Below are 14,798 nucleotides of genomic sequence, written 5' to 3'. Positions count from 1 at the left end.
AGACGTTGAGGAGGCCGTCCATGTACGAACCGATCCGCACCAAGTCGGTCCACAGCACACCGGCCGGCACCCCCGCGGACTTCCCGCACCGCTCGCGCGAGGAGGAGCTGGACATCCAGCTCGCCGGCCACCTCGCGGCCCTGCTCGCCGTCACCGACGAGCTGCGCGCCGCCGCGCCCTCCGCCGACCTCGACACCGCCGCCGAGCGGTTGGCCGAGCAGGTGGCCCGGCTGCGCGACGGCGTGCCACCGGCCCGGCTGACCCCGGCGGGACCCAGGCCCCGGGCCGCGGCCCTGCACCGGCGCGCTCACACCGCGGCCGGCCGCGCGCTGGTGGTGGCCGCCTCCCGCGCCGACACGGCGGCGGCGATCCTGGCGGCCGAGCGGATGGACGCGCACAGCGCGGCCCTGGAGCCGCGCGAGCTGGCCGCGCACTGACGCTCCCGAGACGGCCCGCTGGAACTGGCCCGGGCCGGGACCGTCGCACGCCGTTGTGCGGGGTCCCGGCCCGGAACGGGGTTGCTCCCCCGCGCCCCGGTTGAGGGTGAGCTACTGGGGCGGGAGGAGACCCCCTCGCGACCGGCCTTCGTGACGACTATGCAGGTCAGGGCTAGCCGGACCGGCCGCGGAGTCTCTTCGGGGGCTGTGGCTAGCCCAGGCGGGCCACCAGGGCGCGGTACTGGTCCCACAGCTCGGCCGGCGTGTGGTCGCCGAAGGTGTTCAGGTGCTCGGGGACCAGGGCGGCCTCCTCGCGCCACACCTCCTTGTCGACGCTGAGCAGGAAGTCCAGGTCGGCCGCCGGCAGGTCGAGCCCGTCGGTGTCCAGGGACTCCTTGGTCGGCAGGACGCCGATCGGCGTCTCCACACCCTCCGCGCGGCCCTCCAGGCGCTCCACGATCCACTTCAGGACGCGGCCGTTCTCGCCGAAGCCGGGCCAGACGAACCGGCCCGCGTCGTCCTTGCGGAACCAGTTGACGTAGTAGATCTTCGGCAGCTTCGCCTGGTCCTTGTCCTTGGCCACGTCGATCCAGTGACCCATGTAGTCGCCCATGTTGTAGCCGCAGAACGGCAGCATGGCGAAGGGGTCACGGCGCAGCTCGCCGACCTTGCCCTCGGCGGCGGCGGTCTTCTCGCTGGCCACGTTGGCGCCGAGGAAGACGCCGTGGTTCCAGTCGAAGGACTCGGTCACCAGCGGCACAGCGGTCGCGCGCCGCCCGCCGAAGAGGATGGCCGAGATCGGCACGCCCTTGGGGTCCTCCCACTCCGGCGCGATGATCGGGCACTGGGCGGCGGGCGTGGTGAAGCGGGCGTTGGGGTGGGCGGCGGGCGTGCCGGACTCGGGCGTCCAGTCGTTGCCCTTCCAGTCCGTCAGGTGGGCGGGCGTCTCCTCGGTCATGCCCTCCCACCACACGTCGTTGTCGTCGGTGAGGGCGACATTGGTGAAGACGGAGTTGCCCCACAGGGTCTTCATGGCGTTGGCGTTGGTGTGCTCGCCGGTGCCGGGCGCGACGCCGAAGAAGCCGGCCTCGGGGTTGATGGCGTAGAGGCGGCCGTCCTCGCCGAAGCGCATCCAGGCGATGTCGTCGCCGATGGTCTCCACCGTCCAGCCGGAGATGGTCGGCTCCAGCATGGCGAGGTTGGTCTTGCCGCAGGCGGAGGGGAAGGCGGCGGCGACGTACTTGGCCTCGCCGCGCGGCGGGGTCAGCTTCAGCACCAGCATGTGCTCGGCGAGCCAGCCCTCGTCCCGGGCCATGACGGAGGCGATGCGCAGGGCGTAGCACTTCTTGCCGAGCAGGGCGTTGCCGCCGTAGCCGGAGCCGTAGGACCAGATCTCGCGGTCCTCGGGGAAGTGCGAGATGTACTTGGTGCTGTTGCACGGCCAGGGCACGTCCTCCTGGCCCGGCTCCAGCGGGGCGCCGAGGGTGTGCACGGCCTTGACGAAGAAGCCGTCCTCGCCGAGTTCGTCCAGGACGGGGCGGCCCATGCGGGTCATCGTGCGCATGGAGACGGCGACGTAGGCGGAGTCGGTGATCTCGACGCCGAGGGCGGAGAGCGGGGAGCCGAGCGGGCCCATGCAGAAGGGGACGACGTACATCGTGCGTCCCTTCATCGAGCCGCGGAAGACGCCCTTCTCACCGGCGAAGACCTCGCGCATCTCGGCGGGGTCCTTCCAGTGGTTGGTCGGCCCGGCGTCCTCCTCCTTGGCGGAGCAGATGAAGGTGCGGTCCTCGACGCGGGCGACGTCGCTCGGGTCGGAGGCCGCGTAGTAGGAGTGGGGGCGCTTGACCGGGTCGAGCTTGCGGAAGGTGCCCTTGGCGACCAGTTCCTCGCACAGCCGCTCGTACTCGGCCTCGGATCCGTCGCACCAGACCACGGCGTCCGGCTGGGTCAGTTCGGCGATCTCGTGCACCCACGAGATCAGCTCCTGGTGCCGGGTGGGGACGGAGGGAGCCGCGATGTCGCGCGCCACGATTGCTCCTAGATGAGGGGATGTGTGTTGGAGGCCCCGTGGGGGCTGCGACCCGGATGCAGGACGATGCGGACATCGACGGCGCTCATCCGGTGCCGACCGCACTCATTTGATCGTCCGATGATAGTGCCCATCTGTCCAGAGGGCATCACACTTGAGCGGCGTGAGGCTCGCCACGTTCGAATCCCGCCATCGCGGGCACTCGGGTGGGCGTGAGAGGCTGGCCACTTACCGACCGTCAGGACGGCCTACTGACGCGTAACTTACGGGACCGTAGGTACGATGCGGACATGACTGCGTCCGCTCCCGACGCGCCCAGGGACACGCCGGCCGGCGACGGCCGGGGCCCGGTGCCGCTCTCCTTGCCCCACCCGGTCAAGCCCGCGCTGCGCGGTTGGCTGCACGCCGGGATGTTCCCGGCCGTGGTCATCGCCGGCCTGGTGCTCACCGCCCTGGCCGACTCCCCCAGAGCCCGCGTCGCCTGCGCGATCTACGTGCTGACGGCCTGTCTGCTCTTCGGCGTCAGCGCGCTCTACCACCGGGGCAACTGGGGCCCGCGGGCCGACGGCGTGCTGCGCCGGCTCGACCACGCGAACATCTTCCTGATCATCGCGGGCACCTACACCCCGCTCACCATGCTCCTGCTGCCCGGCGCCGACGGGCAGTGGCTGCTGTGGGGGATCTGGGCGGCGGCGCTGGCCGGCATCGTCTTCCGGGTCTTCTGGGTCGGCGCCCCGCGCTGGCTCTACACCCCCTGCTATCTCGCCATGGGCTGGGCCGCCGTCTTCTACCTGCCCGAGTTCATGCGGGCCGGCGGCATCGCGGTCCTGGTCCTGGTGATCGTCGGCGGCGTGCTCTACAGCGCGGGCGGCGTGGTCTACGGCATCAAGCGCCCCAACCCCTCCCCGCGCTGGTTCGGCTTCCACGAGGTGTTCCACTCCTTCACGCTGGCCGCCTTCATCGCCCACTACGTGGGGATCTCGCTGGTGGCGTACTAGCCACCGGCCGAGAATGGACCCATGACGGCAGCGACACCCTCCCGGCCCGGCCTGCGGGAGCGCAAGAAGATCCGCACCCGCGAGGCGATCCGCACGGCGACCTGGGCACTGGTGCGGGAGCAGGGCTACGAGGCCACGACGATCGAGCAGATCGCGGACCGCGCGGAGGTCTCGCCGTCGACCGTCTTCCGGTACTTCCCGGTGAAGGAAGACATCGTCGTCACCGACGAGCACGACGAGGTCATGGCGGCCGAGCTGGCCGCCCGCCCGGCCGGCGAGCCCTGGCGGGCGTCCCTGCGGCACGTCCTGCGCAAGGCCGTCGCCGCGGGGATCGCGGAGGAGCCCGAGGTGGCGCGGCTGCGGACCCGGCTGATGGCGGAGGTGCCGGCGGTGCGGTCGCGGATGCTGGAGAGCATGTCGGCGACCGCGCGTCTGCTCGCCGGCGCGCTGGCCGAGCGGACGGGGCGGGACCGGGACGACCTGGAGGTGCGGGTGCTGTCGATGTCGCTGGTGGGCGGGTTGACGGAGGTCGCGCGCTACTGGGCGGAGCGGGGCCATGAGGACGACCTGACCGTACTCTTCGACCGCGCCCTGACGGTTCTGGAACACGGGCTGCCACCAGCCCCCTAGGGGCGCGGGGCCGTCACATATGCGGCACCGCCGCGGGGCGCGAGCAACCACGACGCACCTGCGCCCGCCCGCGCACTCAGGCCACTCGAGTGATCGTGCGATCCTGGCCGGGTGGAACGACCCTCGATCGACGTCGCCTTCGCCCCGGAACTGCACGTCTTCGTGCCCCGCGCCCGCGCCACCGGCACGACCCGGACAGCCGTCGACGGCATCTCCACACTCGGCCACGTAGTGGAGTCCCTGGGCGTGCCACTCACGGAGGTCGGCACGCTACTGGTCAACGGCCAGGAGGCACCCCGCAGCCACACACCGAGCGGCGGCGAGTCGGTGACCGTACGCTCGGTCACGTACCCCCAGGAGGTGCCCGGCGCCCCCCTCCGCTTCCTCCTCGACGTACACCTCGGCACCCTCGCCCGCCGCCTCCGCCTCCTCGGCGTCGACACGGCCTACGAGTCGACGGACCTCGGCGACCCCGCCCTGGCCGCCCTGTCCGCAGCGGAGCGACGCGTGCTGCTCAGCCGGGACCGGGGGCTGCTGCGGCGCCGGGAGCTGTGGGCCGGCGGCTTCGTCTACAGCACCCGCCCCGAGGACCAGCTCACCGGCGTCCTCGACCGGTACCGCCCCGCCCTGCGCCCCTGGACCCGCTGCACCGCCTGCAACGGCCTGCTCACGCCGGCCACCAAGGAGCAGGTCGCCGACCGCATCGAGGGCGGCACGCAGCGGTCGTACGACGTCTTCGCGCAGTGCGGTTCGTGCGGGCGGGCGTACTGGAAGGGCGCGCACCACGAGCAGTTGGAGGCGATCGTGGAGCGCGCCCTCGCGCACGTGACCTAGCCCTGGCCCAGCTCCGGCCTAGCTCCCGAGCGCGGCCCGCAGCGCCTCCGGGTCGGTGACGGGTGCGTCGCAGGTGAAGTGGCGGCAGACGTAGGCGGCGGCCCCGCCGTCGACCAGGGGCCGGTCGACCAGGAGCGGGAACTCCTCGCCGCCCTCCGCCCCCGCGGCCACGACCGCGCCCGGGGCCGTGCCGAGCAGCGCCGTGCGGTGCAGGCCGCGCAGGGCCGGGTCGCCGGGCGCCGGGCCGACGACGGCGACCTCGCGGGGCCCGTCGAGCAGGGCCTCGGCGGCGGCGAGGCCCCAGCCGATGAAGCGGGGGACGCGCGGGCCGAGGGCCTTGACCACGCCGAGGGCGTGCTCGGCGGCGGTGCGGTGGGGCTCGGAGCCGGTGTGGGCGGCGTAGGAGAGGAGGGCGTTCGCGGCGGCGGTCCAGCCGGAGGGGGTGGCGTTGTCGGTGGGGTCCTGGGGGCGGCGGATCAGCTGCTCGGCGTCGGCGGCGGTGTCGTAGAGGGAGCCGGTCGCGTCGCGGAAGCGGGTCAGCACATGGTCGAGGAGGAAGCCGGCGAAGTCCAGCCACACCCCCTCCCCCGTCACCGAGGCGAGCGCGAGGAAGCCCTCGGCGACGTCGGCGTAGTCCTCCAGAACGCCGGCGTTGGTGCCGGCCCGGCCGTCGCGGCTGGTGCGGGTGAGGTGGGCCTGCTCGTCCAGGTGCAGCCGGACCAGCAGGTCGGCGGCGGCGACGGCGGCCTCGACCAGGTCGGGGCGTTCGAAGTAGGCGCCGGTCTCGGCCAGCGCGGCGACGGCGAGGCCGTTCCAGGCGGCGACGACCTTGTCGTCCCGGCCCGGCGCCGGACGCCCCTCCCGGGCGGCCAGCAGCCGCGCCCGTACCGACGCGATGCGCTCGGCATCGAACACGGCGTCCTGTTGCGGGAGTTGCAGCACGGAGGCGCCGTGCTCGAAGGTGCCCTCGGGGGTGACGCCGAAGTAGCGGGCGGCCAGCTCGGCGTCCTCCTTGCCGAGCACCTCTTCGAGTTGGCCGGGCGTCCACACGTAGTAGGCGCCCTCGACGTGCCGCCCGGTGCCGTCGTCACTGTCGGCGTCCAGGGCGGAGGCGAAGCCGCCCTCGGCGGTGCGGAGTTCGCGGATCATGAAGTCGGCGGTCTCCAGCGCGACGCGCCGGGCGAGGTCGGAGCCGGTGGCTCGCCACAGGTGGGCGTAGACGCGGCAGAGCAGCGCGTTGTCGTACAGCATCTTCTCGAAGTGCGGCACGACCCAGTCGCGGTCCACGGAGTAGCGGGCGAAGCCGCCGCCGAGCTGGTCGTAGATGCCGCCGCGGGCCATCCGCTCGCAGGTGTCCCGTGCCATCTCCAGGGCACCCTCGGCGCCGGTGCGGGCGTGGTGGCGCAGCAGGAACTCCAGCGCCATGGAGGGCGGGAACTTCGGCGCCCCGCCGAACCCGCCGCGCTGCGCGTCGTACTCCCGGGTCAGCCCGAGCAGCGCCTGCCCCAGCTCGGCCGCGCCGGGCGCCTGGGCGTCGCCATAGGAGATCTCCCGCCCCGCGAGGTCCCGCACGATGTTCCCGGCAACCTCGGCGACCTCGCCCCGCCGCTCGGTCCACGCCTGCTGGACGCCCTGGAGCACCTGCCGGAAGGAGGGCATGCCGTGCCGGGGCTCGGGCGGGAAGTAGGTGCCGAAGTAGAAGGGCTCGGCGTCCGGCGTCAGGAAGACGGTCATCGGCCACCCGCCCTGCCCGGTCGCCGCCTGCACGGCCTCCATGTACACGGCGTCGACATCCGGCCGCTCCTCGCGGTCGACCTTGACGCTGACGAAGTGCGCGTTGAGGACGTCGGCGGTGGCCTGGTCCTCGAAGGACTCCCTGGCCATCACATGGCACCAGTGACAGGCGCTGTACCCGACGCTCAGCAGCACGGGAACATCCCGCCGCCGCGCCTCCTCGAACGCCTCCGGCGTCCAGGGCCACCAGTCGACGGGGTTGTCAGCGTGCTGAAGCAGATAAGGCGAGGTCACACCAGCCAGCCGGTTCATACGCGCCAGCCTCTCACAGCGCCCGTACCGAATCGGGCACCCTGTCACGGGGGGTCAGTAGGCTGGGCGGAGCAGCTCCAAGGACTGCCGAGATCCTCGAAGGAGGCACGCCATGACCGCCGAGATGGTGGCGCCCGCCTGGATGCATTCTCAGATCACCGCCGAGCAGTACGACTCCTGGTCCGAGGAGCAGTGCGCCGGCATCGAGATCGTGGACGGAATGGTGGTCGTGAGCCCGAGCGCCTCCAAGCGGCACAACCGGCTGGCCCGGATCCTGGCCAATGCCCTGGACGCCGCCGCGGGCCCGGACTGGAACGCCGACACGGACTTCGACGTCCGCCTGCAGGACGTTCCGCTCACCAACCGCCGCCCGGACGTCATCGTCTACCGGGCGGAGACCATCGACCTCACGCCCACCCGCCCCGAGCACGTGCTCCTGGTCGTCGAGGTGGTGTCGCCCGGTTCGGAGACCACCGACCGGATCGTGAAGGTGGACCAGTACGCCAAGGCGGGCATCCCCTTCTACTGGCGGGTCGAGCAGGCCGCCACCGGTGTCCCGATCGTCCACACCTACGTCCTCGACCCCGCCGTCAAGGCATACAAGGACGGCGAGATGTTCACCGGCGTGATCAAGGCCGCCGTCCCCTTCCCCGTCACTGTCGACCTGGGAGTCGTCTGACGGCCGACATCCCTCGCAGGCAGCCTCGCCGGCCGACGTCGGCAGACAAACCCAAGAGCCCCCCGTGATCGTTCTGACCTCCGACCGCGACGACTGGCCGAAGCTCTGCGGTGAGCGCGTCGTCATAAGAGACGTGTGATGGTTTGGGGCGTCCCCGTACCGGCTGGACAAGTTCCGTGCGGACAAGGCGTGCGGTTCCTCTCCCGACCCTCGCTCGAAAATCCGATGACCGCATCGTGCGCGTCGGCCCGGCTCCCCCACTACCGCCCGGGAAGGCGAGACGTTCACTGGTGCGACCGGGTGCACCGAACGCCTCCCGGCGAGGCGGGCGACGTGGGCCCGGACGGCCATTGGAGGCTGCCCAGCGCGGTTCGGGGGCGTGATCGCAGCGGTCGTGGGGCGAGGGTTTCACCGCGTCTCGGTGACGACTCGTAATTCTCCATGGCAAACATCAAAAGATCCCGGCAGGTCCCAGCCTGCCGCCCGGGCCGGTCACCCGCCGCGCCGCGTGGCGGCCGGGCCCGGTCGGTCGCGCTCGCCTGTGTTCAGGCGGTCTTCAGCCATCCGGAACCCTTGACACCCGTTCCCCGCACCCTCACCGTGGGAGCGCTCCCGCAAGTTCTGAGCCGCGCCACGCCGCACTGAGCGATTCGCCGGCGTGCACGTTGCGCATGCCCTGTTTTCCTCCGTTTCTTCTCGGGAGAAGAGATGACATCTCGTGGCCCCCGCGGCGGCAGAGCCGCCCGCCGCGTCGCCGCCCTGTCGGCGCTGTTACTGGCAGCCGGCACGGCACTGGTCTCCGTGCCGCAGAGTGCCGCCGCCGCCGCCCGGCTGGACAACCCCTACGTGGGCGCCAAGCCCTACGTGAACCCGGACTGGTCCGCCAAGGCCGCGGCCGAGCCCGGCGGTTCGGCCGTGTCCAACCAGCCGACCTTCGTGTGGATGGACCGCATCGCGGCCATCTCCGGCACCACCGGCGCCCGCAGCCTGAAGTCCCACCTGGACACGGCACTCACCCAGGGCGCCAACCTGGTCCAGCTCGTCATCTACGACCTGCCGGGACGCGACTGCGCCGCCCTCGCCTCCAACGGCGAGCTGGGCCCCGACGAGCTGCCGCGCTACCAGTCCGACTACATCGACCCCATCGCGGGCATCCTCGACGACCCCGCCTACGCCAACCTGCGCATCGTCACCCTGATCGAGCCGGACTCGCTGCCCAACATCGTCACCAACGCGGGCGGCACCGCCGGTTCGACGCCCCAGTGCGCCACGATGAAGCAGAACGGCAACTACGAGAAGGGCGTCGGATACGCGCTGCACAAGCTCGGCGCCATCCCGAACGTCTACAACTACATCGACGCCGCCCACCACGGCTGGCTCGGCTGGGACTCCAACCTGGTGCCGGCCGCCCAGGAGTTCAAGAAGGCCGCGACGAGCAGCGGGGCCACCGTCAACGACGTCGCCGGGTTCATCGTCAACACCGCCAACAACTCGGCGACGGTGGAGCCGTATCTCAAGGTCACCGACACCGTGAACGGCCAGACCGTCCGCCAGTCGAAGTGGGTCGACTGGAACCAGTACGTCGACGAGCAGTCCTACGCGCAGGGTCTGCGCTCCACCCTGGTCGCGCAGGGCTTCGACCCCGGCATCGGCATGCTGATCGACACCGCCCGCAACGGCTGGGGCGGGGCCGCGCGGCCGACGGGGCCGTCGACGGCGACCTCCGTCGACGCCTACGTGGACGGCTCGCGCATCGACCGCCGCATCCACGCCGGCAACTGGTGCAACCAGAGCGGTGCCGGCCTCGGTGAGCGGCCGACCGCGGCGCCGGCCGCCGGTATCGACGCCTACGTGTGGGCCAAGCCGCCGGGCGAGTCCGACGGCGCGAGCCAGCCGGAGCCCAACGACGAGGGCAAGGGCTTCGACCGGATGTGCGACCCCACGTACACCGGTAACGGCCGCAACGGCAACAACCTGACCGGCGCCCTGCCGAACTCGCCGCTCGCGGGCCACTGGTTCTCCGCGCAGTTCCGCCAGCTCCTCGCCAACGCCTACCCGGCGGTCAGCGGCGGCGGTGGCGGCGGTGGCGACACCCAGGCGCCCACCGTCCCGGCCGGTCTGACCGTCACCGGCACCACCGCGTCGAGCGTCTCCCTGAGCTGGACGGCCGCCACGGACAACACCGCCGTCACGGGGTACGACGTCTACCGCGGCGCCACCAAGGTGGGCACGGCGACCGGCGTCAGCTACACCGACAGCGGTCTGACCGCGTCGACCGCCTACACCTACCAGGTGCGGGCCCGCGACGCGGCGGGCAACGTCTCCGCGGCCTCGGCCGCCGTGACGGCCACCACGAAGGCGGGCGGCGGCACCACCCCGGGCGCCTGCACGGCCAAGTGGACCGCCAACTCCTGGAACACCGGCTTCACCGCGGACGTCACCCTCACGAACACGTCCACCACCGCGGTGAAGAACTGGAAGGCGAGCTTCACCCTGCCCGCCGGACAGACGGTCACCAGCGTCTGGAACGCCGTCATCACCCCCTCGTCGGGCGCGGTCACCGCGAGCGGCGTGGACTTCAACAAGGACCTGACCGCCGGGGGCTCCGCCTCCTTCGGCTTCCAGGGCACCCACGGCGGCACCTACGCCAAGCCCACCTCGGTCACCGTCAACGGGGCGTCCTGCACCCTGTCCTGACCCGGCCGCGACACCCCAACGGTCCCGCCCGCGCATCCCGGATGCGCGGGCGGGACCTCGCGTTGCCGTACAACCCTTTGGCGGTGGCCGAGGTCGTTCCGTGGAGCGACCGTCGTTCGTGATCCCTTCATCCCGCCACCGCCCAGAGGACTCCATGCGTCTCACTTCCCCCGGCCCCCGCGCCCTCCGCCGCACCACCGGCGCCGTCGGTGTCGTCGGTGCCATGGCCCTGCTGGCGCTGGGCGCCACGCCCGCCGGCGCCGAGGAAACGGACAACCCGCTGGTGCTCGGCCCCATCGCCCCGATCACCGGCGTGCAGCCCGGCAGCGTCGTCGGCATCCCAGGCTCCTTCACGAACACGGGCACCACGACCGTCGACAAGGTCTGGATGGGCTTCTCCGTCACCCACGGTTTCGGCTTCGCGCAGGTGCCCTCCAACTGCGTGACCCTCTACGGCGGCGGTGCGGACGAGATGCCGTACCTCGGGGAGATGGTCTGCAAGTTCGAGCAGCCGGTGAGACCGGGCGTCGTCTACGCACCCGAGGGACTGTCCCTGAAGGCGTTCGACTGGGCGCTCCACGACGAGCTGGACGTGTGGGCCGACACCGACGAGATCGAGCCGTCGGGGGGCGAATGGGGACCTGGAGATCCGGGCACCGGACCCGCGGTGAAGCTGGTCGAGCGGCCTGACGGGACCCCGGCGACCCCCGGCTCCGGCAGCAACTCGGTCTCCACGAACGTGACCGCCGACAACACGGCCGACTTCCAGGTGACCGGCGCCCGGCTCAAGGGCGAGGTCGGCGACACGGTCCCGCTGACGGTGATCCTCACCAACGCCGGACCCGGCTACTACGACGGAGAACTCGGCGTCTCCGCGGCGAAGGTCCGCATCAAGATGCCGGCCGGCGTGTCCGTCGTGAAAGCCCGCGGTTGCGGGGCGTCCGAGCCGGGGACCTACGAGTGCGGCACCAACAACTCGTGGATGTTCGCGAACGAGGTCACGACCTACACCTTCCAGCTGAAGATCGACAAGGCGGTGTCCGGGGCCGAGGGCTCGGTGGCGATCGTGAGCCCGCCCCGGCCTTTCGACAAGGTCACGTCCAACGACACCGCGGTCATCTCGCTCGACGTCGCCGATGCCGGCGGCAGCGGGGGCACCGGCTCCACGCCTACGCCCACGCCCACGCCGACGCACACGGCCGGGGGCTCCGGCTCCACCGGCGGCAGCGGCTCGACGCCGACGCCCGAGCCCTCCGACAGCCCCTCCACCACCACCGGCGGGACGTCCACCACCGGCGGCACCTCCGGCTCCGGCTCCGCCAACGGCGGGCTCGCGGAGACCGGTTCCGGTTCCGCCCTGCCCCTCGCCGGTGCCGCCGCCGGGGCGCTGCTGCTCGGCGCGGGTGCCGTCGTCGTGGCACGTCGCCGCGCCGGCGGACAGCGGTAGCGGGCTACCGGTCCTGGTCCTGCGCCGCCTCCTCTTGGGCGCGGCGCAGGGACTCGGTCAGGTAGGCGTGGAGTTCCTCGCGCTGGGCGCCCGACTCGTAGGTGATCGCCGGGCCCGGGCCGCCCAGGTCCGGGTCGAAGAAGTCGAGGTCCTCCGCCTGCTGCCCGAAGTACTGGTGGGAGGGGGCGGGGTCGTCGGTCACGCCCATCGACTCGAAGGACGGGATGTGGATCGTGCCCTGGGTCTCCCGGGCCGGTGGGCGGTTGCGGCCGTACCAGTCGGAGGCGTACCGGGGGTCGGTGGCCGCGATGTCGTCGGAGAGCAGGTCGGCGGCCTGGCCCGACTCCAGGGCGTCGGCGATCTGCTCCAGTGACCGGCCGCCCTGGAACAGCTCCTCCATGTCCTTGAAGACCACCGGCTGGAAACCGGCCGCCAGGAGCAGGCGGGGCAGCAGGACGTGGACGTTGAGGCGCCGGTTGGTGTCGTCGTAGGGGTGGATGATGTGGATCGTCCGCACCACCCAGCCGATGGCCTTGAGGCGGTCGCGGACGGCCGAGGCCGCGTCCAGTTTCTCGTAGAAGCGGTCGAGGACCTCGGTGACCAGGGACTCGACCTCGTCGTCCTTGTACAGGGTCTGGTTGAGCATCATGTCCACGCCGCGCTCGAAGTGGCCGGACCAGGTGAGCGCGTCGGGGCGGATGCCGAACTCCATGAGGGGGTCCGCCTTGACCATGAGCGGTCTGCCGCCGACCGTCTCGCCCAGCACCGAGGGGGTCGGGGAGTCCGCGCGCAGCGGGTAGCTGGTGACATAGCCGGCCGCGCCCGACTTGTCCGGCTTCTCCTTCAGCTCGGAGACCACCGTGTCGTGCATGCCCGCGTACGCCGCGAAGTCGACGCGGTCGTTGATGGTCTCCGGGTCGTTGAGGTAGCGGTCGTAGGTGGCCGTCATGCTCGCCTGGAAGCCCGGGGACTGCTGGTGGTCGTAGAGCTCCCCGGGGTTCTCCGGGTGCTTCTCCCGCGCCTCCGCGTGGTGCAGGGGGTCGAGGTAGGCGCGGTACCACTCCTCGCGGGGCAGCACGTCCTCCAGGCGACGGGCCTGCTGCTGACCGGGGTTGGGGGCCCGCTGGACCGAGGTGCTGCGGGCGATCATGCGGGTCACCGCCGCGTTGCCCACGGTGCTCTGCAGGGGGTCCGCCGACGCCGGGGGCTCGGTGTCCGGCGGGCGGACCCCCGCCCGGGACGCCCGGGCGGCGGCAGCCGCCAGTTCCTCCGGGTCCGCTGAACGTCGCCTGGGCATACGACTCCTCGCGCTCTCCTGCGGCGGACACGCCCTTTTAACTGGTGAAACACATCACGTCAAGACTCGGCCACCAGATCGATTTCCGGACGATGCGGAGGGCCACCCTTCCGATTGGGGCTCGCGGCGTTCAACGATGTCCGAGACCCCTGGTGTCACTGCTCGGTGCGGACGAGCACGCCGCTCACGTTCAGGACCTCGTGGCACTGCTCCGCCCGCTGCCCGGTGGCGGGAGTTCCCGGCTTCGCGCAGGTCACCTCGGCGGTCACGGTGTCGTTGGCGGCGATCTCGATGGGGGTGACCCAGTGGTAGTCCTGGTTGCGGAAGGTCTCCAGCGCGATCGTCGTGATCTTCCGGTCGCCGAAGTCGATGGTGAGTACGCCCTCGTCGCCCTGGAAGTTGGCGACGACGAGGTCGGTGATCCGGAAGACGGTCTTCTCGGGCACCTTGTAGGTGCCGGTGTTGGTCGACGCGCCGTTGGTGAGCAGGTCGACGGTGGCCGAGCTCTGGCCGCCCACGCCGCCACCGGCACCCGGCTGGGCACCGGGTACGCCCGGCTTGGTGCCGTCGCCCGGCTGGGAGCCCGGCGCGCCCGGGGTGGCGTTGCCTCCGCCGCCCGGCTGGGTTCCCGGCGTGCTGCCGCCGCCGCCCGGCTGGTCCTGGCCCCCGGCGTCGGCGCCGGGCGTGGGGCGGGACTGGACCGCGTCGTCCGCGGCGTCCTTGGCGGTGCTGCGTACCGCGGGGCGCACCAGGGTGAACCAGAGGAGCAGCAGCGCGATGATCAGGGCGAGCAGCGCGAGCAGCCACTTCGGGAAGACCGGGATCTGCACGAACTCCGCGTCGAGCGGCGCCTGTACCGGCTCCGCGCCGAGAGGCGGGGCGGTGTCCGGCGTGTCGGGGGCGACGACCGGGGCGTCCGTACGGGGCGCGGTGCCGTCGCCGGCGGCGCCGGCCGGGGCGGTCGTCACCGTGACGGTGAACGGCCACACCACCGGGTTGCCGAACCACACCGGCTTGCCCGTGCGCACGCGCAGGCCCGCCTCCATGGACTCCCCGGGCTCCAGCTCCGGCTTCGGCACGTTGAGCGCGAACCGCAGTTCCTCGCCCGGCTGCCCGGGCGCGAAGCCCAGCCGGATCGGGGCGTTGCCCTCGTTGCGCACGGCGAGGCGGTACCGGCCGCGCAGCCAGCCGCGTCGGCGGCGCGGGGCCAGCTCCGTGCGCAGCTCCGCGAACTCGCGTACGCGCACCAGGGTTTCGGGCACGCGGACCAGCTCGGGGTGCTCGGCCGGGAGGACCCGGACGCCGAGCGGCACCTCGCCGGCCCGCACGGCGGACGAGCGCGGCGGCGCGAGCCGGATCGTCACCGTCTCCGAGGTGCCGGGGTAGAGGGAGATCCGGGCCGGCTCGACGGTCGTCCAGGGCGCGCAGTCGCCGACGACCTCCATGCTGTAGGCCTCGACGATGTCACCGTCGTTGCGGACCGTCAGGGTCGTCTCGGCCGTCTCGCCGGGCGTGACCGCGACCGCGGGGATCTCGATGCCGGGCGCACCCGGGCCGGAAGAGGCTGCTGGATACGTCACACCAGGACGCTATGACGGCGCGCCGGGTACGACGAGAGACGGGGAGGCAACGGGCGGGCACTCCCCGTGCCCCCAAGGCCCGTTCGGGTGGCCCCTCTTGGACGGGGCGTCCGGTCCGTGC

The 14,798-nt window shown here is 72.2% G+C and carries 11 protein-coding genes and 1 pseudogene; 8 read left to right on the top strand and 4 right to left on the bottom strand.

Annotated features, from left to right (window positions below):
- Nucleotides 1-20 precede the first annotated feature (20 nt).
- Nucleotides 21-437 (top strand): hypothetical protein, encoded by a 417-nt coding sequence (locus ACGFZL_RS08490; protein ID WP_355174445.1) that lies wholly within the window; start codon nucleotides 21-23, stop codon nucleotides 435-437.
- Between the two features lie 211 nt (nucleotides 438-648).
- Here the strand turns inward: ACGFZL_RS08490 and ACGFZL_RS08485 are convergent, their stop codons facing one another.
- Nucleotides 649-2,469: a phosphoenolpyruvate carboxykinase (GTP) gene (locus tag ACGFZL_RS08485; RefSeq protein ID WP_393690133.1), complete on the bottom strand. Its 1,821-nt coding sequence runs from the start codon at nucleotides 2,467-2,469 to the stop codon at nucleotides 649-651.
- A gap of 290 nt (nucleotides 2,470-2,759) precedes the next feature.
- Between ACGFZL_RS08485 and ACGFZL_RS08480 the strand changes: the two genes are divergently transcribed.
- The 3 genes from ACGFZL_RS08480 (at nucleotide 2,760) to ACGFZL_RS08470 (ending at nucleotide 4,931) form a co-directional block, all read left to right on the top strand.
- Nucleotides 2,760-3,467 (top strand): hemolysin III family protein, encoded by a 708-nt coding sequence (locus ACGFZL_RS08480; RefSeq protein WP_355174449.1) that lies wholly within the window; start codon nucleotides 2,760-2,762, stop codon nucleotides 3,465-3,467.
- A 21-nt stretch (nucleotides 3,468-3,488) separates the two neighbouring features.
- Nucleotides 3,489-4,097 (top strand): TetR family transcriptional regulator, encoded by a 609-nt coding sequence (locus ACGFZL_RS08475; protein WP_355174451.1) that lies wholly within the window; start codon nucleotides 3,489-3,491, stop codon nucleotides 4,095-4,097.
- A gap of 111 nt (nucleotides 4,098-4,208) precedes the next feature.
- Nucleotides 4,209-4,931, top strand: coding sequence for a Mut7-C RNAse domain-containing protein (locus tag ACGFZL_RS08470; RefSeq protein WP_393690132.1), 723 nt, complete (start codon nucleotides 4,209-4,211; stop codon nucleotides 4,929-4,931).
- 18 nt (nucleotides 4,932-4,949) lie between these two features.
- Here ACGFZL_RS08470 and ACGFZL_RS08465 read toward each other — a convergent pair whose 3' ends face one another.
- A complete protein-coding gene (locus tag ACGFZL_RS08465) occupies nucleotides 4,950-6,977 on the bottom strand; it encodes a thioredoxin domain-containing protein (protein WP_393690131.1) in 2,028 nt (675 codons plus the stop codon).
- A 112-nt stretch (nucleotides 6,978-7,089) separates the two neighbouring features.
- Here ACGFZL_RS08465 and ACGFZL_RS08460 point away from each other — a divergent pair, with 112 nt between their 5' ends.
- From ACGFZL_RS08460 to ACGFZL_RS08445, 4 genes and pseudogenes are all read left to right on the top strand, one after another.
- The gene (locus tag ACGFZL_RS08460) at nucleotides 7,090-7,656 is read left to right on the top strand and encodes a Uma2 family endonuclease (protein ID WP_393690130.1); all 567 of its coding nucleotides are present in this window, start codon (nucleotides 7,090-7,092) and stop codon (nucleotides 7,654-7,656) included.
- A 61-nt stretch (nucleotides 7,657-7,717) separates the two neighbouring features.
- A pseudogene (locus ACGFZL_RS08455) lies at nucleotides 7,718-7,795 on the top strand (DNA-binding protein); the annotation flags it as partial.
- Between the two features lie 569 nt (nucleotides 7,796-8,364).
- Nucleotides 8,365-10,353 carry a glycoside hydrolase family 6 protein gene (locus tag ACGFZL_RS08450; RefSeq protein ID WP_393690129.1) on the top strand — a complete coding sequence of 663 codons (1,989 nt, stop codon included), beginning with the start codon at nucleotides 8,365-8,367 and terminating at the stop codon, nucleotides 10,351-10,353.
- Nucleotides 10,354-10,507: 154 nt separating this feature from the next.
- A complete protein-coding gene (locus ACGFZL_RS08445; protein WP_393690128.1) occupies nucleotides 10,508-11,800 on the top strand; it encodes a hypothetical protein in 1,293 nt (430 codons plus the stop codon).
- Nucleotides 11,801-11,804: 4 nt separating this feature from the next.
- Here the strand turns inward: ACGFZL_RS08445 and ACGFZL_RS08440 are convergent, their stop codons facing one another.
- Nucleotides 11,805-13,097: a hypothetical protein gene (locus ACGFZL_RS08440; protein ID WP_393690127.1), complete on the bottom strand. Its 1,293-nt coding sequence runs from the start codon at nucleotides 13,095-13,097 to the stop codon at nucleotides 11,805-11,807.
- A gap of 155 nt (nucleotides 13,098-13,252) precedes the next feature.
- Nucleotides 13,253-14,677 carry a hydrolytic protein gene (locus tag ACGFZL_RS08435; RefSeq protein ID WP_393690126.1) on the bottom strand — a complete coding sequence of 475 codons (1,425 nt, stop codon included), beginning with the start codon at nucleotides 14,675-14,677 and terminating at the stop codon, nucleotides 13,253-13,255.
- Nucleotides 14,678-14,798 lie beyond the last annotated feature (121 nt).

The sequence above is a fragment of the Streptomyces sp. NPDC048182 genome (genome assembly GCF_043202555.1).
Classification (GTDB): Bacteria; Actinomycetota; Actinomycetes; order Streptomycetales; family Streptomycetaceae; genus Streptomyces.
The sequence above is the reverse complement of the archived record's forward strand: the minus strand, read 5'-3'. Positions and strand labels throughout refer to the sequence as shown.

Bases quoted from the DNA above. Each gene is read 5' to 3' on its own strand.
- ACGFZL_RS08490 (WP_355174445.1), top strand. From the start codon at position 21: ATGTACGAACCGATCCGCACCAAGTCGGTCCACAGCACACCGGCCGGC.
- ACGFZL_RS08480 (WP_355174449.1), top strand. From the start codon at position 2,760: ATGACTGCGTCCGCTCCCGACGCGCCCAGGGACACGCCGGCCGGCGAC.
- ACGFZL_RS08475 (WP_355174451.1), top strand. From the start codon at position 3,489: ATGACGGCAGCGACACCCTCCCGGCCCGGCCTGCGGGAGCGCAAGAAG.
- ACGFZL_RS08465 (WP_393690131.1), bottom strand. From the start codon at position 6,977: ATGAACCGGCTGGCTGGTGTGACCTCGCCTTATCTGCTTCAGCACGCT.
- ACGFZL_RS08460 (WP_393690130.1), top strand. From the start codon at position 7,090: ATGACCGCCGAGATGGTGGCGCCCGCCTGGATGCATTCTCAGATCACC.
- ACGFZL_RS08450 (WP_393690129.1), top strand. From the start codon at position 8,365: ATGACATCTCGTGGCCCCCGCGGCGGCAGAGCCGCCCGCCGCGTCGCC.
- ACGFZL_RS08445 (WP_393690128.1), top strand. From the start codon at position 10,508: ATGCGTCTCACTTCCCCCGGCCCCCGCGCCCTCCGCCGCACCACCGGC.
- ACGFZL_RS08440 (WP_393690127.1), bottom strand. From the start codon at position 13,097: ATGCCCAGGCGACGTTCAGCGGACCCGGAGGAACTGGCGGCTGCCGCC.